17 protein-coding genes are annotated in these 18,931 nt (G+C 64.8%); 12 read left to right on the forward strand and 5 right to left on the reverse strand.

The genetic code is table 11. From position 1 onward, the window contains the following. The first annotated feature begins 109 nt into the window (after positions 1–109). Positions 110–1,393 carry a putative hydroxymethylpyrimidine transporter CytX gene (cytX, locus tag J5M71_RS00940; protein WP_207828645.1) on the forward strand — a complete coding sequence of 428 codons (1,284 nt, stop codon included), beginning with the start codon at positions 110–112 and terminating at the stop codon, positions 1,391–1,393. On the opposite strand, the gene J5M71_RS00945 is transcribed toward cytX, so the two are convergent. Next, a complete protein-coding gene (locus J5M71_RS00945) occupies positions 1,362–2,108 on the reverse strand; it encodes an RsiV family protein (protein ID WP_046613356.1) in 747 nt (248 codons plus the stop codon). The two genes, cytX and J5M71_RS00945, sit on opposite strands and share 32 nt — an antisense overlap. Before the next feature lie 185 nt (positions 2,109–2,293). Between J5M71_RS00945 and J5M71_RS00950 the strand changes: the two genes are divergently transcribed. The 9 genes from J5M71_RS00950 (at position 2,294) to J5M71_RS00990 (ending at position 11,621) form a co-directional block, all read left to right on the forward strand. Continuing rightward, positions 2,294–2,911: an NUDIX domain-containing protein gene (locus tag J5M71_RS00950; RefSeq protein ID WP_063911945.1), complete on the forward strand. Its 618-nt coding sequence runs from the start codon at positions 2,294–2,296 to the stop codon at positions 2,909–2,911. Continuing rightward, a complete protein-coding gene (locus J5M71_RS00955; RefSeq protein ID WP_016501905.1) occupies positions 2,902–3,354 on the forward strand; it encodes a DUF1249 domain-containing protein in 453 nt (150 codons plus the stop codon). Before J5M71_RS00950 ends, J5M71_RS00955 begins: the two co-directional genes overlap by 10 nt. 85 nt (positions 3,355–3,439) lie before the next feature. Then, positions 3,440–4,240, forward strand: a complete 801-nt coding sequence (gene cpdA, locus J5M71_RS00960; protein WP_207828652.1) for a 3',5'-cyclic-AMP phosphodiesterase — start codon at positions 3,440–3,442, stop codon at positions 4,238–4,240. A 183-nt stretch (positions 4,241–4,423) separates the two neighbouring features. Next, positions 4,424–5,032: a YqiA/YcfP family alpha/beta fold hydrolase gene (locus J5M71_RS00965; protein WP_207828654.1), complete on the forward strand. Its 609-nt coding sequence runs from the start codon at positions 4,424–4,426 to the stop codon at positions 5,030–5,032. A 34-nt stretch (positions 5,033–5,066) separates the two neighbouring features. Continuing rightward, positions 5,067–6,971: a DNA topoisomerase IV subunit B gene (gene parE, locus J5M71_RS00970; protein WP_015272020.1), complete on the forward strand. Its 1,905-nt coding sequence runs from the start codon at positions 5,067–5,069 to the stop codon at positions 6,969–6,971. Next, positions 6,968–7,954: an esterase-like activity of phytase family protein gene (locus tag J5M71_RS00975; protein WP_207828656.1), complete on the forward strand. Its 987-nt coding sequence runs from the start codon at positions 6,968–6,970 to the stop codon at positions 7,952–7,954. The genes parE and J5M71_RS00975 overlap by 4 nt, the downstream gene beginning before the upstream one ends. Beyond that, positions 7,951–8,469 (forward strand): TIGR02281 family clan AA aspartic protease, encoded by a 519-nt coding sequence (locus J5M71_RS00980; protein WP_207828658.1) that lies wholly within the window; start codon positions 7,951–7,953, stop codon positions 8,467–8,469. The genes J5M71_RS00975 and J5M71_RS00980 overlap by 4 nt, the downstream gene beginning before the upstream one ends. 10 nt (positions 8,470–8,479) lie before the next feature. After that, complete coding sequence (gene parC, locus J5M71_RS00985; RefSeq protein WP_207828660.1) at positions 8,480–10,738, forward strand: DNA topoisomerase IV subunit A; 2,259 nt, start codon at positions 8,480–8,482, stop codon at positions 10,736–10,738. Between the two features lie 172 nt (positions 10,739–10,910). Beyond that, complete coding sequence (locus J5M71_RS00990; protein WP_063911940.1) at positions 10,911–11,621, forward strand: PqiC family protein; 711 nt, start codon at positions 10,911–10,913, stop codon at positions 11,619–11,621. A gap of 160 nt (positions 11,622–11,781) precedes the next feature. On the opposite strand, the gene J5M71_RS00995 is transcribed toward J5M71_RS00990, so the two are convergent. Further along, complete coding sequence (locus tag J5M71_RS00995; RefSeq protein ID WP_207828663.1) at positions 11,782–13,239, reverse strand: AhpA/YtjB family protein; 1,458 nt, start codon at positions 13,237–13,239, stop codon at positions 11,782–11,784. Positions 13,240–13,374: 135 nt separating this feature from the next. Between J5M71_RS00995 and serB the strand changes: the two genes are divergently transcribed. Beyond that, entirely contained in the window at positions 13,375–14,589 is a 1,215-nt protein-coding gene (gene serB / locus J5M71_RS01000) for a phosphoserine phosphatase SerB (RefSeq protein WP_063911938.1), read from the forward strand. Positions 14,590–14,686: 97 nt separating this feature from the next. Here the strand turns inward: serB and asd are convergent, their stop codons facing one another. From asd to J5M71_RS01010, 3 genes are read right to left on the reverse strand one after another with little or no spacing between them, the layout of a single operon-like run. Then, the gene (gene asd, locus J5M71_RS29175; protein ID WP_063911937.1) at positions 14,687–15,550 is read right to left on the reverse strand and encodes an archaetidylserine decarboxylase; all 864 of its coding nucleotides are present in this window, start codon (positions 15,548–15,550) and stop codon (positions 14,687–14,689) included. Positions 15,551–15,559: 9 nt separating this feature from the next. Then, a complete protein-coding gene (locus tag J5M71_RS29180) occupies positions 15,560–16,369 on the reverse strand; it encodes a rhodanese-like domain-containing protein (protein WP_233687336.1) in 810 nt (269 codons plus the stop codon). 44 nt (positions 16,370–16,413) lie between these two features. Beyond that, a complete protein-coding gene (locus J5M71_RS01010; RefSeq protein ID WP_207828671.1) occupies positions 16,414–17,949 on the reverse strand; it encodes an HDOD domain-containing protein in 1,536 nt (511 codons plus the stop codon). Positions 17,950–18,079: 130 nt separating this feature from the next. Between J5M71_RS01010 and motA the strand changes: the two genes are divergently transcribed. Then, on the forward strand, positions 18,080–18,931 hold the full coding sequence (gene motA, locus J5M71_RS01015) for a flagellar motor stator protein MotA (protein ID WP_015272014.1): 852 nt from the start codon (positions 18,080–18,082) through the stop codon (positions 18,929–18,931).

The following is an 18,931-nucleotide window of genomic DNA, read 5'->3' on the forward strand; positions in this document are numbered from 1 at the left end:
CGCGCAAGGCTTGAGGCCAACGCGGTTTTTGTGGGAGCGGCCTTGTGTCGCGATACGAGGACGCAGTCCTCGCCAGGAACACCAACAACATTGCCGGCGAGCGCCAACCATGACATCACCCAGCCAATTCTCCCCCGACCACCCGGTCCCCATCGCCCAGCGCATCTTCGGCGCCCGCGACCTGTTCTCGCTATGGTTCTCCCTGGGCATCGGCCTGATGGTGCTGCAGGTCGGCGCCATGCTGGCCCCAGGCCTGGGCCTGGCCGGTGCGGTGCTGGCCATCGCCCTGGGCACCGGCGTGGGTGTGCTGTTGCTGGGGGCTGCCGGTGTCATCGGCAGCGACACTGGCCTGTCGGCCATGGGCACCCTGAAACTCAGCCTGGGCGGCCATGGCGCGCGCTTGCCGGCGCTACTCAACCTGCTGCAACTGGTGGGCTGGGGCGCGTTCGAGATCATTGTCATGCGCGATGCCGCCAGCCTGCTGGGCGCGCGGGCGTTCGGTGAAGCCAGTGCCTGGAACAGCCCGATGCTCTGGACCCTGTGCTTCGGCGCCCTGGCCACCTTGCTCGCGGTCGGTGGGCCGCTGGCGTTCGTGCGCAAGGTACTGCGCACCTGGGGCATCTGGCTGCTGCTGGGCGCGTGCCTGTGGCTGACCTGGAACCTGTTCGCCAAGGCTGACCTGGCAGCACTGTGGAACCGCGCCGGTGACGGTTCGATGTCGCTGGCCGTGGGCTTCGACATTGCCATCGCCATGCCGCTTTCCTGGTTGCCGCTGATCGCCGACTACTCGCGTTTTGCCCGCAACGGCAAACAGGTATTCGGCGGTACGGTGCTGGGCTACTTCATCGGCAACACCTGGCTGATGAGCCTGGGCGTGGGCTACACCTTGGCCTTTGCCGGCAGCGGCGAAGCCAACGCCCTGCTGCTTGCCCTGGCGGGCGCCGGCATGGGCATTCCATTGCTGCTGATTCTGCTGGACGAGTCGGAAAAGGCGTTTGCCGACATACACTCGGCGGCCGTTTCCACCGGTGTGCTGGTACGCCTGAAGGTCGAGCACCTGGCGCTGGCCATTGGTGTGTTGTGCACGCTGATCGCCCTGCTGGCGCCACTGGCACAGTACGAAAACTTCCTGCTGCTGATCGGTTCGGTGTTCGCACCGCTGTTCGGTGTGGTACTGATGGACCACTACGTGATCCGTCGCCGCCGCCTGCCGGCACAGGTGAATGGCTTGCACTGGCAGGCACTGCTGGCCTGGGTGGTGGGTGTGGCGGCGTACCATGTGATCGCCGCACAAGCGCCGGACCTGGGGGCGACCCTGCCGGCATTGCTGCTGGCAGGGCTACTGCACGGGCTGCTCAGCTTCAGCCGCGGCCGGGAAACAGTTCAGGCTTGAGCACGCCATTCAGGCGCGGGTAGGGGATCTTCAATTCCACGTGGCCCATGGAGTAGGGCGCGATGCTATAGACCTCGTACTTGACCACCACCGCGCCGTACGTCAGGGCGATGTGCGGCGACTGCTTGAACGGCCAGGTCTTGATGAACTCGGCGTCCTTGTCCATGCCCACGCTGATCAGCCAGGCGCGGTGCGATTCCTCGACGGTTTTCCAGAAGGTGTCTTCCTGGCCGGGCACCAGCATGTCCTGCAGGGTCAGCACCTTGTCCAGCTTGCGCGAATAGTTGATGAAACCACGCCCGGGCATGCCGTGGGCGCCGCCGCTGTCCAGGTAGCTGGACAGTTCGATGATCACCAGTCCGTCATGCTGCTCGCGTACCTTGGCCTGCAGGTAGCTGCTGTTGCGCTTGTCGGCGCTGGCCAGGTACTGCTGCTCGTAGGCTTGCAGGGTGGCCGGTGCGTTGCCGCGCTGGTTGTCTTCGGTCAGTTGCAGCAGGCGTTTCTCGACGATGCCATCGAGCTTGGGCAAGGCCGGGAAATGGATCATGTCGATGTTCACCAGCGGGCAGTCGCTTTCGCTGCAGCCGGGTTTGACATGCTCCCAGGCATCGCGCTTGACCTCGAGCGGCGCCCGGTAGTTGGGCGTGAACAGGCTTTGGCAGGCACCCAGGGCCAGGGCCAGCACAGCCACGGAAGTCAGTTTGACAAGTGTCATGGGGATCCTTGCAGAACAGGGAAAAGTCGGCCTTTGACCGTCTGCGCGGCCTTCAGTTCGCCACTAAGCTAACAGAGAGAAGGCGCGCTGTCCCGAGTGCGCGAACGGTTGCCGGAAAGGGATGAAACCGGCAGGCGTGCAGAGTAGGATGGCGCGATGCGGTATTCGAGGTAATGAGGATTTCCATGTCAGACGCGTTGAACTCAGTGCCCAAGGGCTTCGAAATCATCGAGCGGGCCAATTGCTTCCAGGGCTTTTACAAGCTCGACAAGCTACGCCTGCGCCACGAGTTGTTTGCCGGGGGCATGGGCCGCGAGATCAGCCGCGAACTGTTTGTGCGCCATGATGCGGTGTGCGTGCTGCCCTACGACCCGCAACGCGACGAGGTGGTGCTGATCGAGCAGTTCCGTGTGGGGGCGCTGGACAAGGTGGGCAACCCCTGGCTGATCGAGATGGTGGCCGGGCTGATCGACAAGGACGAGCAACCCGAGGAAGTCGCCCACCGCGAAGCCGAAGAAGAAGCCGGCCTGACCTTCAGCGCCCTGTGGCCGATGACCCGTTACTTCCCGTCGCCCGGCGGCAGTGACGAATACGTTCACCTGTTCCTCGGCCGTTGCAGCAGCGAAGGGGCAGGCGGCCTGCACGGCCTGGAAGAAGAGGGCGAGGACATTCGCGTGCGCGTGTGGTCGTTCGAGGATGCCTTGCAGGCAGTGCGCGACGGGCGCATCTGCAACGCGGCGACCATCATCGGCCTGCAGTGGCTGGCGCTGAACCGTGACGAAGTACGAGGTATGTGGAAGTGAACCTGCTGCGCGAGCGTTATCGGGTCGACCTGGTCGGGCTGCAGGCAGCCTGCGAGGCCAACTACGCCCGGCTGATGCGCCTGTTGCCCGACATGCGTACCACCCAGAGCTCGCGCCGCATCGGCATGACCCAGGGCGACCAGATGCTTGGCGTGCTGGTGCTCGACGTGGTGCTGGCCTGCCCGTACACCACCACCCTGCACGTGCGCCAGGAGCACAGCCTGCCGTGGTTGCCGGTGCCGCACCTGGAAGTGCAGGTGTATCACGATGCGCGCATGGCCGAAGTGGTCAGTGCCGAACACACCCGGCGCTTGCGCAGCATCTACCCCTATCCCAACGAGGCCATGCACCAGCCGGACGAAAAGGCCCAGCTCAACCTGTTCCTCGGTGAATGGCTGAGCCACTGCCTGGCCTGTGGCCACGAGCTGGCAAGCGTTCGCTGAATTGTGACGTGGTTTGGGTGCGGGTGTTTGCTCGCAACCGTTGTACAGCCATAATTCGCGCTGAATCCGTTCGAGGAGACGGCCGTTGCCGCAGCCAGACCAAACGCGCCCCGTGCATGTGGTGCAACTGACCGATGCCCATCTGTTCGCCGACCCGGCCGGCAGCATGCTGGGTCTCAATACCCGTGACAGCCTGCGCCATGTGGTTGCCCAGGTGCGGCGGGAGCAACCGCTTGTCGACCTGCTGCTGTGCACTGGCGACCTTTCGCAGGACGCCAGCGTGGCGTCCTATGAGGCGTTCCGCGAGCTGACCGCACCGTTTGCCGTGCCTGCTCGCTGGTTGCCGGGCAACCATGACGAGGCGCGGGTCATGGCGCAGGTGGCGCCGGAACTGCTGCAGGCGGTAACCGATGTTGGTGCTTGGCGCATCGTCATGCTCAACACCGCAGTGTACGGCGCGACTCACGGTTTTTTGGAGAATGACCAGCTGGCAGTGCTGGAGGCCGCCTTGAAAGGGGCGGGCGAGCGGCATTGCCTGGTGTGTTTCCACCATCAGCCGGTGGACATCGGCTGTGCCTGGATCGCGCCGATCGGCTTGCGCAATGCCCAGGCGCTGTTCGATATCGTCGAGGGTTATCCACAGGTGCGAGCCTTGCTCTGGGGGCATGTGCACCAGGAATGGGATGAAGTGCGCGGCGGCCTGCGCCTGCTGGCTACGCCGTCGACCTGTATCCAGTTCGCGGCGCGTAGCGAGGATTTCCAGGTGAGCGAGGAGCAGCCGGGCTACCGCTGGTTGCGCCTGCATGCCGACGGGCGGTTGGAGACCGGGGTGAAGCGGGCGCTGGACTTCGAAGTGAAGCTCGACTTCGATAGCCCGGGGTATTGAGGATTTTGGGGCTGCTGCGCAGCCCTATCGCGACACAAGGCCGCTTCCCCAGGAGACCGCGTACCCCTGTTGAAGAATTTGTTGCTAAAACCCCTGTGCGGCGCCAAAAGCCGGCGAACGCGCTACACTGCGCGTTCCTGCGCCCGCATTATCAGGCGCGAAGCCACAGATTCCGGGGGCAGCATGTCGGGTTCCATCCTCTATATCCATGGCTTCAACAGCTCGCCGCTTTCCACCAAGGCGCGCCAACTCGAGGCCGTGATGCAGCAACTGGGCCTGTCGGCCCAATTGCGGGTGCCCGCCTTGCACCACCACCCACGGCAGGCCATCGCCCAGCTCGAAGCGGCCATCGCCGAGCTGGGTGCGCCATTACTGGTAGGCAGTTCGCTTGGCGGCTACTATGCCACCCATCTGGCCGAGCGCTATGGCCTCAAGGCCCTGCTGGTAAACCCGGCGGTAACGCCGCACAAGCATTTCGACGGCTACCTGGGCACCCAGCACAATCACTACACCGGTGAAGCCTGGGAGCTGACCCACGATCACGTGCAGGCCCTGGCCGAGCTGGAAGTACCAGCCCCGGGGGATGCCAGCCGCTATCAAGTGTGGCTGCAGACCGCCGATGAAACCCTGGACTATCGCCACGCCGAGCGCTATTACCGTGCTTGTGCCCTGCGCATCCAGGCCGGTGGCGACCACAGCTTCCAGGGCTTCGCCGAGCGCCTGCCGGCACTGCTGGCCTTCGCCGGCATTGCCCGTGGGCAGTATGCAGCGCTCGATTTTTCTGTATTTTGACCTATTGCATTCACCAGACTGACGACGAGACCCTATGGCCACTCCCAGCGCTAGCGCCTATAACGCAGACGCCATCGAAGTCCTCTCGGGCCTTGACCCGGTCCGCAAGCGGCCGGGCATGTACACCGATACCAGCCGCCCCAACCACCTGGCCCAGGAAGTCATCGACAACAGCGTCGACGAAGCCCTGGCCGGTCACGCCCGTTCGGTGCAGGTCATCCTCCATGCCGACCACTCGCTGGAAGTCAGCGACGATGGTCGTGGCATGCCGGTGGACATCCACCCGGAAGAGGGCGTGTCCGGGGTCGAGCTGATCCTTACCAAACTGCACGCCGGCGGCAAGTTCTCCAACAAGAACTACCAGTTCTCCGGCGGCCTGCACGGCGTCGGCATCTCGGTGGTCAACGCCCTGTCGACCCAGGTGCGCGTGCGCGTCAAACGTGACGGCAACGAATACCAGATGACCTTCGCCGATGGTTTCAAGGCCAGCGAGCTGGAAGTGGTCGGCTCGGTCGGCAAGCGCAACACCGGCACCAGCGTGTACTTCAGCCCCGACCCCAAGTATTTCGATTCGCCGAAGTTCTCCATCAGCCGCCTCAAGCACGTGCTCAAGGCCAAGGCCGTGCTGTGCCCGGGCCTGCTGGTCAGTTTCGAGGACAAGGCCAGCGGCGAGAAGGTCGAATGGCACTACGAGGATGGCCTGCGCTCCTACCTGGTCGATTCGGTCAACGAGTTCCAGCGCCTGCCTGACGAGCCGTTCTGCGGCAGCCTGGCCGGTAACAAGGAGGCGGTGGACTGGGCCTTGCTGTGGCTGCCCGAAGGTGGCGACAGCATCCAGGAAAGCTACGTCAACCTGATCCCTACCGCCCAGGGCGGCACCCACGTCAACGGCCTGCGCCAGGGCCTGCTGGATGCCATGCGTGAATTCTGCGAATTCCGCAACCTGCTGCCACGCGGCGTGAAGCTGGCGCCGGAAGACGTCTGGGAACGCATCACCTTCGTGCTGTCGATGAAGATGCAGGACCCGCAGTTCTCCGGGCAGACCAAGGAGCGCCTGTCGTCGCGCGAGGCGGCTGCCTTCGTTTCCGGCGTGGTCAAGGACGCCTTCAGCCTGTGGCTCAACGCCCACCCCGAGCTGGGCATGCAACTGGCGGAACTGGCCATCAGCAACGCCGGGCGCCGCCTCAAGGCCAGCAAGAAGGTCGAGCGCAAGCGCATCACCCAGGGCCCGGCACTGCCCGGCAAACTGGCCGATTGCGCCGGCCAGGACCCGATGCGTGCCGAGCTGTTCCTGGTCGAGGGTGACTCGGCCGGTGGCTCGGCCAAGCAGGCACGCGACAAGGAGTTCCAGGCGATCCTGCCGCTGCGCGGCAAGATCCTCAACACCTGGGAGGTTGACGGTGGCGAAGTCCTGGCGAGCCAGGAAGTGCACAACATCGCCGTGGCCATTGGCGTCGACCCGGGGGCCACCGACCTTGCGCAGCTGCGCTACGGCAAGATCTGCATCCTTGCCGACGCCGACTCCGACGGCCTGCACATTGCCACGCTGCTGTGCGCGCTGTTCGTCCAGCACTTCCGCGCGCTGGTCGAGGCCGGGCATGTGTATGTGGCCATGCCGCCGCTGTACCGCATCGACCTGGGCAAGGAAATCTACTACGCCCTCGACGAGGCTGAACGCGACGGTATCCTCGACCGCCTGGTGGCCGAGAAGAAGCGCGGCAAGCCACAGGTCACCCGCTTCAAGGGCCTGGGCGAGATGAACCCGCCACAGCTGCGCGAAACCACCATGGACCCGAACACCCGGCGCCTGGTGCAGCTGACCCTGGACGACGTGCAGGCCACCTGCGAGCTGATGGACAAGCTGCTGGCCAAGAAACGCGCGGGCGACCGCAAGAGCTGGCTGGAAACCAAGGGCAACCTGGCCGAGGTCATGGTTTGATTCGGCAGCTTCTGGCTGCCTGCCTGGCGCTGGTTGCCCTGCCGAGCTTGGCGGGCAACTGGCCAGAGCTGAAGCTGAGCGCCGAGCACCCGATCGACGGCATGCGCGGAGGCAACCTGTCTGGCCTGGTGGAATGCCGGGGCGGGCTGTGGGGCGTGTCCGACCGCGACGACGACCGTATTTACCGTTTCGACCGGCAAAACCCGACCTGGCGCGCGCAACCGCTCACCTTCACCCCGCCAGCGGTACCGGAAAGTGGCCTGCCGTGGGGCCTGAAGTCGCGCAACTGGGCGGCGTCGTATATCCGTGGTGGCGAGCTGGATTTCGAAGGCATCAGCTGTGACCAGGCGGGTAACCTGTACCTGGTCAGCGAGGCTCATGCCGCGGTGCTGCAACTGCCGCTGGAAGGCGAGGCGGACTGGTTGAAGATTGACCCTGCCATGGTTCGTCAGGCCCGGGCCAGCGGCATGCTGCTGAACTTCAACGCCTTGTTCGAAGGCCTGGCGATCAACCCGGCGGGCGACCGCCTGTGGCTGGCCGCCGAGCGCGAACGCCGTGGCCTGGTGGCCATCGAACGCCAGCAATCGGTGTGGACCTGCGGACGCAGCTGTGTGCTGCTGAGCGAGGCTGGCGTCGAAATGCAGCCGGCGCAGATGCCCAATGCCCAGGCACTGTCGCGCGACTTCGCCGACCTGGCCTGGTTCGAGGGCAAGTTGTTCACCCTGGAACGCAACGCCTACCGGGTCTGCCGGCGGGATACCGACAGCGGCAAGGTCGAGCGCTGCTGGTCGTTCGCTGCCGATGCCCTGGTCGAGTCGCGCCGCTATCAACAGCCGTTTGGCCTGGCCGAGGCCCTGGTGATCGACGCCAAGGGCGCCTGGATCGGTGTGGACAACAACAACGGCGCCCGCGCCGATGGCGAGACACGCCCGATCGTCTGGCGCTTCGACGCGCCGGAAGGCGGATGGAGCGCCAAGCCATGAGCCAGGCACCGGGCAAGCGGGCTGGCAAGGTATTGATGATCGTCGCCTGGGCGGCGGCGCTGTTTCTTGCCACGCGCTTCTTCGGCCAATGGGAAGACAGCCAGCGCAACCCCAATGCCCAGGTGCAGTCGTCGCATGGCGAAGGCTTTATCGAGGTGCGCCTGCTGGGCAACGGCCAGGGCCACTTCGTGGTGGATGGCGCGATCAACGGCCAGATGGTGCATTTCATGCTCGACACCGGGGCTACCGACGTGGCCATCCCCGAGGCGTTGGGCCGCGAGCTGGGCCTGGAGCGCGGCAGCCCGGTGCAGCTCAGTACCGCCAACGGCCGTACCGAAGGCTACCGCACGCGCCTGGCCAGCCTGCAGCTGGGGGATATCCGCCTGCAGGACGTGCGCGCCATCGTGGTGCCGGGCCTGGACGGGCAGACTGTATTGCTGGGCATGAGTGCCTTGAAACAACTTGAATTTACCCAGCGCGGCGGCACCATGCTGCTGCGCCAGAACCTGAAATGACGAGGCCCGCATGAGCGACTCACTGGAACTCAGCCTGGACGGCGTAGAACGCCGCTCGCTGGCTGACTTCACCGAACAGGCCTACCTCAACTACTCCATGTACGTGATCATGGACCGCGCCCTGCCGCACATCGGCGACGGCCTGAAGCCGGTGCAGCGACGCATCGTCTACGCCATGAGCGAGTTGGGGCTCGATGCCGATGCCAAGCACAAGAAGTCGGCGCGTACCGTCGGTGACGTGCTCGGCAAGTTCCACCCCCACGGCGACTCGGCCTGCTACGAGGCCATGGTGCTGATGGCGCAGCCGTTCAGCTACCGCTACACCCTGGTCGACGGCCAGGGCAACTGGGGTGCGCCGGACGATCCGAAATCGTTCGCCGCCATGCGTTATACCGAAGCGCGTCTGTCGCGCTACGCCGAAGTGCTGCTCAGCGAAGTCGGCCAGGGCACCGTGGACTGGGTGCCGAACTTCGACGGCACCTTGCAGGAGCCGGCCGTGCTGCCGGCGCGCCTGCCCAATATCCTGCTCAACGGCACCACGGGTATTGCCGTGGGCATGGCCACCGACGTGCCGCCGCACAACCTGCGTGAAGTGGCCGCGGCCTGTGTGCGCCTGCTCGACGAGCCCAAGGCCAGCATCGAGCAGCTGTGCGAGCACATCCAGGGGCCGGACTACCCGACCGAGGCCGAGATCGTCACGCCGCGGGCAGAAATCCTCAAGATGTACGAAAGCGGCCGTGGCTCTATCCGCATGCGCGCCGTGTACCGCGTCGAGGATGGCGACATCGTCGTCACCGCGCTGCCGCACCAGGTCTCCGGGGCCAAGGTGCTGGAGCAGATTGCCGCGCAGATGCAGGCCAAGAAGCTGCCGATGGTCGCCGACCTGCGTGACGAGTCGGACCACGAGAACCCGTGCCGCATCGTCATCATCCCGCGCTCCAACCGCGTGGACGCCGATGAACTGATGCAGCACCTGTTCGCCACCACCGACCTTGAGAGCAGCTACCGGGTCAACGTCAACATCATCGGCCTGGACGGCCGGCCACAGCTGAAGAACCTGCGTGCGCTGCTGCTGGAGTGGCTGGAGTTCCGTACCACTACCGTTCGTCGCCGTCTGCAGCACCGCCTGGACAAGGTGGAGAAGCGCCTGCACCTGCTGGAAGGTTTGCTGACCGCGTTCCTCAACCTGGATGAGGTTATCCACATCATCCGTACCGAGGACCAGCCCAAGCAGGCCCTGATTGCCCGTTTCGACCTGACCGAGATCCAGGCCGACTACATCCTCGAGACCCGCCTGCGGCAGCTGGCGCGCCTGGAAGAGATGAAGATCCGCGGCGAGCAGGATGAACTGCTGAAAGAGCAGGCCAAACTGCTCGCCCTGCTGGGCAGCGATGCCAAGCTGCGCAAACTGGTACGCAGCGAGCTGATCAAGGATGCCGAAACCTATGGCGACGACCGCCGCTCGCCGATCGTCGAGCGTGCCGAAGCCAAGGCCCTGTCGGAAAACGAGCTGATGCCGACCGAGCCGGTCACCGTGGTGCTGTCGGAGAAGGGCTGGGTGCGCTGCGCCAAGGGCCACGATATCGATGCCACCGGCCTGTCATACAAGGCCGGCGATGGCTTCAAGGCTGCCGCCGCCGGGCGCTCCAACCAGTTTGCCGTGCTCATCGACTCCACCGGTCGCAGCTACTCGCTGGCCGCCCATAGCCTGCCTTCGGCGCGTGGCCAGGGCGAACCGCTGACCGGGCGCCTGACGCCTCCACCGGGGGCCACCTTCGAGTGCGTGCTGTTGCCGGACGACGACGCGCTGTACGTGGTGGCCTCGGACGCCGGCTACGGCTTCGTGGTCAAGGGTGAAGACCTGCAGGCCAAGAACAAGGCCGGCAAGGGCTTGCTCAGCCTGCCCAACGGCGCCAAGGTCATGACCCCGCGCCCGGTGGCCAACCGCGAGCAGGACTGGCTGGCGGCGGTGACCACCGAAGGCCGTCTGCTGGTGTTCAAGGTCAGCGACTTGCCCCAGTTGGGCAAAGGCAAGGGCAACAAGATCATCGGTGTGCCGGGCGACCGGGTGGCCAGCCGTGAAGAATTTGTTACCGATCTGGCCGTGATTGCCGAAGGCGCGACACTTGTATTGCAAGCCGGCAAGCGTACCCTATCTCTGAAAGCTGACGACCTGGAGCATTACAAGGGCGAGCGAGGACGGCGCGGCAGCAAGCTGCCACGTGGGTTCCAGCGGGTCGATGGGTTGCAGGTGGAAGTGCCGGCGTAACCGGTAGAAATGTCTGGAACGGCAATTTCAGCGTCGTTCCGGGCAGAAATGCTGGAGTCGGACGGTTATTTCGCGGATGATATGGCCCTTGCGGTGCCGGCGTGGCCGTGTGCCCGTTTGAATCTACATGTATCACTGCGGTTGGCCTGATGGCGACCGCCTGGATGGGATGATGAAATTTCTGCGCCTTCCATTTGCGCTGTTGATGACTGGCCTGCTGGGCCTTGGCGGGTGCACCATGCACCAGCCGGTTGCCCTGTACCAGCTCGACAGTGGTGATCCTGGCCAGCCTTCGCAGAGTGCAGGCATGGCCGTGGTACTCGGCCCGGTATCGGTGGCCGATTACCTGCAACGCGAGACGTTCCTGCAGCGTCAGGCCGACGGCAGCCTGACTTCGGCGACCGACGGTCGTTGGGCTGGCAGCCTTTCGTCGGATATCGACCAGCTGCTGGTGCGCCAGCTCGCCTGGCGCCTGGACAGCCAGCGCGTGGTGCTGGCCCCGGCGGCTGCCGGTTTCAACCCGGATGTACAAGTGCTGCTGTCGATCACTCGCCTGGACTCGGGCAAGGACCAGCCGGCCATTCTGGATGCCCAGTGGCGCCTTCTGGACCGCCGTGGCCATGTGCGTGACAACCGCATCGTTCACCTTGAGCAGCCGCACGCGGGCAGCGAGGCGTCGCAGGTGCAGGCCCAGGGCCAATTGCTGCAGAAGCTGGCCGAACAGCTGAGCACGGCGGTCAAGCCGCTGGCCAACCAGCCAGCGATTGCCGAAGAGTCGCCTAAGAAGCCAGCTGCGCCGGTACAGGTGAAGAAGACGCCAGAGAAATCCAAGATCCCGATGGCTGCACCAATTCGTACCGATATGGAAGTCTATCGGTTCTGATTGGACTGCCAGATACGAAAAAGCCCGCATTGCTGCGGGCTTTTTCGTATCTGCTGTTTTTGTACTGCCTGTAGCGGCCTCTTCGCGGGTAAACCCGCTCCCACAGGTTCGGCGCAGGTCCTGTGGGAGCGGGTTTACCCGCGAAGAGGCCAGCCCGGTATCAGGCCCGGCGTTCGTGCATCCGCGCCAACTGCCGCTCCAGCATCGACGGGTAGGGCTCCATCAGGCGCTCCACGCAGCAGGCGCCTTCCGGGCTGGCAATCGGGCGAATGCGGGCGCGCTGGCGAATCAGCGTGTCATCGCTGATCTGCCGCTCCACCAGCAACAGGTTGCGGCTGTGCTGCGACAGCGCCAGGGCGTCCTGGGCCTTCTCGGCCATCAGCAGGTCCACCAGCTCCAGCCCTTGCAGGTCGTTGCCCAGGGCCAGGCCCAGTTGCAACTGCAGGGTAATGCCGCTGTCCGCCACCTCGATCTGCAGGGCATGGCCCAGGGCGCGCAACAGTTCGCCGCAGCAGATGGCGTTGGTCAGGTAGTCCTCGCCACAGTCGCGGCTGTGGAACAGCACCAGGGTGCTGCCGTCGTTGAGCGTGTGGGTTTCACCGTCGTAGAGCGAGGCCGCGTGCTCCAGGCAATCGCGGTAGCGCTCGGTCAGTTCGGTCAGGCGCGTGCGTGGCAGGCGGCGCAGCTGCTCCTGCGACCCCAGTTGCACGGCGAGCACGGCGCTGTACTGCGGTTCGTCGGATTCGACCACGGTGGCCTTGGGCGCGCTGTCGTCGTCCAGCAGGCCGGCGAAGGCTTGTTCGTCATCCTCGTCTGCCTGGGCGGCAAACTTGGCGCGCGGTGCGGTCTTGGCTGCCGGAGTGGCATCGTGCAGGTCGTCGTACTGCTCGTCGTCCTCTTCCTCAGGCTCTGGCTCAGGTGGCGGCGGAGGGGCCAGGCGCGCATGCAGCTGGCGAGCGATGTCGCCGATCTCGTCCTGGCGGTCGGTGGCCGGGGTATAGGGTTGCGGGTCGCGCAGCCACACCCGCAGCTGCAGCAGCGGCAGTGTGATGAAGCGGCCTTGGCGCAGGCTCAGGGTCAGCGCCAGTACCAGCAGGATGGCGGCAAGGATGCCCATGCTCTGCAGGCTGATCAGCATCGGCTGCTGGAACTGGCTCATGTCCAGGCTGATGCGCAGTTGCCCGGCAGTCACGTCCTGGAAGGTGATCTTGGTCTGGTACAGGCCTTCGGCCTCGCCCAGCAGGCTGTTGCGCGGGCGCTGGCCGGCCTCGGCGAGGATGCGGTTGTCCACGCTGTAGATCGCCGCATGGGCCACCAGCGGGTTCTTCACCAGATTGCCGAGCAGCACGTTGAGGCTGAGGATGTCGTTGGCCACCAGCAGCTCGGTCGCCGAGGTGGCGGTCTGGGTGGTCAGGCTCTGGCCCAGGGCATCGGCCTGCTCGTGCATGGCCTGCTTGAACTGCAGGCCCATTACACAGGCGTAGATCACCAACGCCAGCGCCACCAGGAATATGTTGGTGCAGGCGATGCGCAGTGCCAGTGGCACGCGACGTTGACTCAGGGCGCGATAGATCATCAGGAAGAAGTTGTCTGCTTTGACGGGCGTGGGCCGGTTCACTGAGCTCGGCTCTTAATGGCATGAAAGTGTGGGGCAGTATAGCGAGCCGGGTTTTGTCGGCAAAGTATCGTTGGCGCCCGATGGTCACGGAAAATCGGTAGAATGCGCATTTTTCATCGAAGTCGGAGCCAGGTTGTGCGCGAAATCGTCCTGATCAACATCACCGGTGAGGACCGTCCCGGTCTCACTGCGGCTATCACCGGCGTCCTGCTGCAGGGCGGTGTGAGCATCCTCGACATTGGCCTGGCAGTCATGCACGGTACCTTGTCGTTCGGCATTCTGGTCGATATCCCGGACAACGAAGTGGCTACCGCCCTGCTGCAAAGCGTGCAGGCCAAGGCCCACGAACTGAACCTGCAGGCCCGCTACACGCCGATTTCCGAGGCGGACTACCAGCACTGGGCCGATGGCCAGGGCGAGGCGCGCCACATCGTCACCCTGCTCAGCCGCAAGATTACCCCCGAGCAGCTGCAGCGGGTGAGTGCAGTGATCAGCCATTATGGCCTGACCATCGAGCGTATCGAGCGCCTGTCGGCCCGTGTGGCGCTGGATGCCGAGACCGACAAGGGCAAGGCGGCCATCGAGATCTCCGTGCGTGGCGTGCCAAGTGACTCCCAGGCTCTGCGTGCCGATTTCTTCGCCTTGGCTGAAGAGCTGAGCGTCGACATTGCCTTCCAGAAAGATGACCTGTTCCGCCGAAACCGCCGCTTGGCGGTGTTCGACATGGACTCGACGCTGATCGAAGCCGAAGTCATCGACGAGCTGGCCAAGGCCGCTGGCGTGGGCGAGCAGGTGGCTGCGATTACCGAGCGCGCCATGCGCGGCGAACTGGACTTCCGCGCCAGCTTCAAGGAGCGCATGGCGCTGCTCAAGGGCCTGGATGTGGGCGTGCTGGACGAGATCGGTGCATCGCTGCGCCTGACCGAGGGGGCCGAGAACCTGTTTGCCGAGCTCAAGCGCCTGGGTTACAAGACTGCGATCCTGTCTGGTGGCTTTACCTACTTTGCTCGCCAGGTGCAGGCGCGGCTGGGTATCGACTATGTGTTCGCCAACGAGCTGGAAGTGGTTGATGGCAAGGTGACCGGCGTGGCCGTGGAGCCGATCGTCGATGCCCAGCGCAAGGCCGAGCTGCTACAGAAGCTGGCCAGCGAAGAAGGCTTGCAGCTGGAGCAGACCATTGCCGTGGGTGACGGTGCCAACGACCTGCCGATGCTGTCGCTGGCCGGCCTGGGCGTGGCGTTCCGTGCCAAGCCGCTGGTGCGCCAGTCGGCCAAGCAGGCTATTTCCACCCTGGGGCTTGATGGCGTGCTGTACCTGCTGGGCTTGCGCGACCGCGACGCGCGCGGCTGATCGGGACTTTGGGGCTGCTGTGCAGCCCTTCGCGGGCACGCACAGCGGACCCAATAAAAAGGCCCTGCAATGCAGGGCCTCTTTCATACTGCTCGAATCAAGCCTGCGCAGGCGCCGCCAACTGCTGCCCCATGCGCACCGCAGAACCAGCACCCAGGTTCTCAGCCCACTTCACCTGCTCCGGCCCGAACAGCACGATAGCGGTCGAACCCAGCTTGAAACGGCCCAGTTCGGCACCTTTCTCCAGATGGATCGGCGCGCGGCTGGCCTCGTCGTAACGGAAGGTCTTCAGCTCACGCTTGGGCGGCGTCACCAGCCCTGCCCACACGGTTTCGATCGAAGCGACGATCATCGCGCCAACCAGCACCACGGCCATCGGCCCGCGTTCGGTATCGAACAGGCAGACCACGCGCTCGTTGCGGGCGAACAGCTCGGGGACGTTCTCCGCGGTGGTCTGGTTGACCGAGAACAGGCGGCCCGGCACGTAGACCATTTCACGCAGGGTACCGGCCAGCGGCATGTGCACGCGGTGGTAGTCCTTGGGCGACAGGTAGATGGTGGCGAACTCGCCGCCCATGAACGGCGCGGCCATGGCCGGGTCACCGCCCAGCAGTTCCTGCGCGCTGAAGCCGTGGCCCTTGGCCTGGAAGATGCGGCCGTGCTCGATCGGGCCAAGCTGGCTGACGGCACCGTCGGCCGGGCACAGGATCGCGCCCGGGGTCTCGTCCAGCGGGCGGGCACCTGGCTTCAGGGCACGGGTGAAGAATGCATTGAAGTGCTCGTAGGCGCTCAGGTCTTCGACCATGGCTTCGGCCATGTTCACCTGGTAGCGCTTGGCGAACCAGGCGGTGAAGGCGTTCTTGAACCAGCGCACGCGGCACTCGGCAATGCAGCCGGCCAGCCGTGACAGCAGGTGGTGCGGCAGCAGGTACTGGCTGATGATGAACAAACGGGATTTCATGCAGGTTCCTTAGACTTCTACAGGCGTGTCCGGGTGGTTGCCCCATTCGCTCCACGAGCCGGCGTAAGCCTTGACGCGTGGGTAGCCGAGGGCCTTGGCCACCAGGTAAGTGAAACCGGAGCGGCGGTGGGTCTGGCAGTGGGTGATCACTTCCTTGTCGGGGGTGATGCCCAGGTTCTGCAGGACTTCGGCGATGTCCTGGCGGATGCGCAGGTGGTCGTTGAGGTCCATGCCGGCGGTCCACTCGAAGTTGATCGCGCCGGGGATGTGGCCGCCTTTGGCTGCCAGCACTTTCTCGCCGCTGAATTCCTGCGGGCCACGGGCGTCCCAGATGACCAGATCGTCGGCGCCCAGGCGGCTTTGCAGGTACTCGCGAGTAGCGGTGGGCTCACTGTCGATGCGCAGGTGCACAGGCGTGTTGCCGCTGGCGGGTACTTCGGTGGAGAGCTTGTCGGCCGGCCAGGCCTGGATGCCGCCATTGAGGTAGTGGTAACGCTTGTGGCCGATCACGTCGAGCAGCCAGATGAAGCGCCCGGCCCAGCCGCCACCTTCATCGTCATACACCACATACACGGCATCGTCGCGGTGGCCGAGTTCGCTGAACAGTTTTTCCAGCTCGCCCAGGGCCGGCAGCAGGCCGGGCGCGGGGGGCTGGCCGAGCTGGGTACGCTTGCCTTCGACGAAGCGTGCGCCGGGAATATGCCCGCTGACATAGCGGTTGGTGCTGCTCAGGTCGACCAGGATCAGCTGTGGCGAATCCAGGCGTTGCAGCAGGTCCGCGGCTTCGATTACCAGGGGCAGGCCGGAAAAGTCAGTCATCCACGGTCTCCAGTGTGGAAAGAGGGCCGATTGTAGCGCAAGGCTCAGGCCTTGCGGTTGGCAAACACCGACAGCGCCCGCTCGGTGCATTGTGCGGTCTTGCCGAAGGCTTGCACGCTGATATCGGCCAGTGGCCGGCAGCCCTGGTCAGCCACCATCAGCATCAGCACCTGGTCGTTCACCGCCAGCGAGCGCAGCAGCACGTGCTCGCTGCGGAACAAGGCGCGCAGCGGGGCCGGCAGCAGGGCCGAGAACTGGCTGTGGTTTTCCGGGGTGATGCGCAGTTGTCCAGCCTGGGCCAGCAGCTTTTGCAGCAGTTTGTTCTGCGATACCTGCAGGGCCAGGGCCCCGGCCTCCTTGGGCAGGCCGGCGAGTTGCTGTACTCGCAGGTAGTCGCTGGCCTTGTCCAGGCTCAGCAGCAGGATGCGCTGCATGCCGCAGGCCAGCAGGGCTTCGATGGCCTGGGTGGCCAGGTGCACGGTGTTGGTGAACGGGCTGGGCTGGGCCAGCAGGTGCTGGCACAGCTTGCGCCAGCGCGCCAGGTCGTCGCTGCTGGGCGGTGGCGGTGCCAGCATGTCCGGGTGCGGGCGACGCTGGTGCCAGGGCCAGATCAGCGCTTCGGCCGGGTGGAACAAGGCATGCTGGGCATGGCGGCGGGCGCTGGCCGCAGCCTGCTGGTGCACTTGCTGCTGCACGTCATCCAGCGAGGTCTGCAGGTACAGCGCGGTCAGCAGTTGCCAGCGCAGCAGGTGCGGGTTGTCCCAGCCCACCTGGGCCGCAAGGGCCAGGTTATTGGCCAGCAGCACGGTGTTGGCCGGCTGGTTGAACCAGCGGCGCAGGCCGGGCTCGGCATCCAGGCGGTGTTGCTGGCTGAGCAGGTCCTGGTCACGGGCGATATTGAGCACCTGGGCCAGCTGTTCGCGTTCTTCCAGCAGCAGGCGGTATCCCTGGGTCACCCATTGTGGCAGGCGCCAGTACTCCGCCATGGTCTGGCACAGCGCGATGATGCGCACGCCAAACAGCTCTTCCTCGACATGGGTGGCGTCCTCGCCCTTGTGGATAACCCGCAGCTCCCAGGTGTCGAGCAGCTTGGGGTAGGCCAGCGCCAGCGGCCAGAGTGGCGACAGGAACAGCAGGCTACCCCAGTGGATCTCCTGCCACAGCCGTGCCAGGCGGCTGGCGAACAGGCCGCTGGCCTGCTGCGAAGCGTGCTGGCTGATCAGCTGGAACTGGCACAGTACCGGCGGGATCTCTTCGACGGGTACCGCAGGCAGGCGCTTGAGCAACTGTTCGCTGCGCTCCAGACCCAGGCGGTTGAGGGCGACTTCCAGGCTTTCGGCTGGCTCGGCCAGGCTGGCATTGGTGGGGTGATTGGCTTCGCGCATCACCGACAGCACCAGTGCCGGGCTGTCCTGCATCAGTTCGGCGATATCGCGCAGCGAGCGGCGGCTATCGTGGATGGCGGCCATGACCCGGTCGTAGCTGTGCTTCGGCACGGGGATGCGAACACTCTCGAGCAGCTTTACCCAGGCCTCTAGCGTACGTGGAGCCTGAGCGGGCACCTTGGTTTCAATTGGCATTTTGACATCAGTCCGAACTGGCTTTTCGCATTGAGTGGCTATAGTCTGGCGCAGTTCTGCCGATAAGTAGAAGAAGAGTTTTAAAGCTCCCGCCTCTTCCCCTGACCACGACAGCAAGTGCTTTGAACCTATGGCTAAAATTATCGGCATCATCGTCGTATTCGCGAGCGTGCTCGGCGGATACGTGCTCTCCCACGGCAAGATCGCAGCGCTGATCCAGCCGTTCGAAGTACTGATCATCGGCGGTGCGGCCTTTGGTGCATTCCTGCAGGCCAACCCTGGCCACATGACCATGCACGTCATCAAGAAGTCGATGAAGATGTTCGGCTCGCGCTTTACTCACGCCTTCTACCTGGAAGTGCTGGGCCTGGTGTACGAGATCCTCAACAAGAGCCGTCGTGAAGGCATGATGGCCATCGAGGCCGACATCGAAGACGCCGCCGCCAGTCCGATCTTCGCCAAGTACCCGACGGTGCTCGCCGATGAGCGCATGACCGCGTTCGTCTGCGACTACCTGCGCATCATGTCCACCGGCAACATGGCCCCGCACGAGCTCGAGGGCCTGTTCGACATGGAACTGCTGAGCATGAAGGAAGAGCTGGAGCACCCCTCCCATGCGGTGACCGGCATTGCCGACGGCATGCCCGGCTTCGGTATCGTTGCGGCGGTACTGGGTATCGTGGTGACCATGGCCTCGCTCGGTGATGGTGACCAGGCCTCCATCGGCCTCCATGTGGGTGCGGCGCTGGTGGGTACCTTCTTCGGTATTCTGGCGGCCTACGGCTTCTTCGGCCCGTTGGCCAAGTGCCTGGAGCACGATGCCAAGGAAGAGCTGAACCTCTACGAATCGATCAAGGCTTCGCTGGTAGCCTCGGCCTCGGGCATGCCGCCTTCGCTGGCGGTCGAGTTCGGGCGCAAGGTGCTGTACCCCAAGCACCGCCCAAGCTTCGCCGAGCTGGAACAAGCGGTTCGCGGTCGCTGA

It is taken from the genome of Pseudomonas sp. 43(2021), from assembly GCF_017490805.1.
GTDB lineage: Bacteria > Pseudomonadota > Gammaproteobacteria > Pseudomonadales > Pseudomonadaceae > Aquipseudomonas.

Coding starts and splice junctions, on each gene's coding strand:
- asd (WP_063911937.1), bottom strand. CDS start 15,550: ATGAAATCCCGTTTGTTCATCATCAGCCAGTACCTGCTGCCGCACCAC.
- J5M71_RS00990 (WP_063911940.1), top strand. CDS start 10,911: ATGAAATTTCTGCGCCTTCCATTTGCGCTGTTGATGACTGGCCTGCTG.
- J5M71_RS00980 (WP_207828658.1), top strand. CDS start 7,951: ATGAGCCAGGCACCGGGCAAGCGGGCTGGCAAGGTATTGATGATCGTC.
- parC (WP_207828660.1), top strand. CDS start 8,480: ATGAGCGACTCACTGGAACTCAGCCTGGACGGCGTAGAACGCCGCTCG.
- cytX (WP_207828645.1), top strand. CDS start 110: ATGACATCACCCAGCCAATTCTCCCCCGACCACCCGGTCCCCATCGCC.
- J5M71_RS00945 (WP_046613356.1), bottom strand. CDS start 2,108: ATGACACTTGTCAAACTGACTTCCGTGGCTGTGCTGGCCCTGGCCCTG.
- J5M71_RS01010 (WP_207828671.1), bottom strand. CDS start 17,949: ATGCCAATTGAAACCAAGGTGCCCGCTCAGGCTCCACGTACGCTAGAG.
- J5M71_RS29180 (WP_233687336.1), bottom strand. CDS start 16,369: ATGACTGACTTTTCCGGCCTGCCCCTGGTAATCGAAGCCGCGGACCTG.
- parE (WP_015272020.1), top strand. CDS start 5,067: ATGGCCACTCCCAGCGCTAGCGCCTATAACGCAGACGCCATCGAAGTC.
- J5M71_RS00950 (WP_063911945.1), top strand. CDS start 2,294: ATGTCAGACGCGTTGAACTCAGTGCCCAAGGGCTTCGAAATCATCGAG.
- J5M71_RS00965 (WP_207828654.1), top strand. CDS start 4,424: ATGTCGGGTTCCATCCTCTATATCCATGGCTTCAACAGCTCGCCGCTT.
- motA (WP_015272014.1), top strand. CDS start 18,080: ATGGCTAAAATTATCGGCATCATCGTCGTATTCGCGAGCGTGCTCGGC.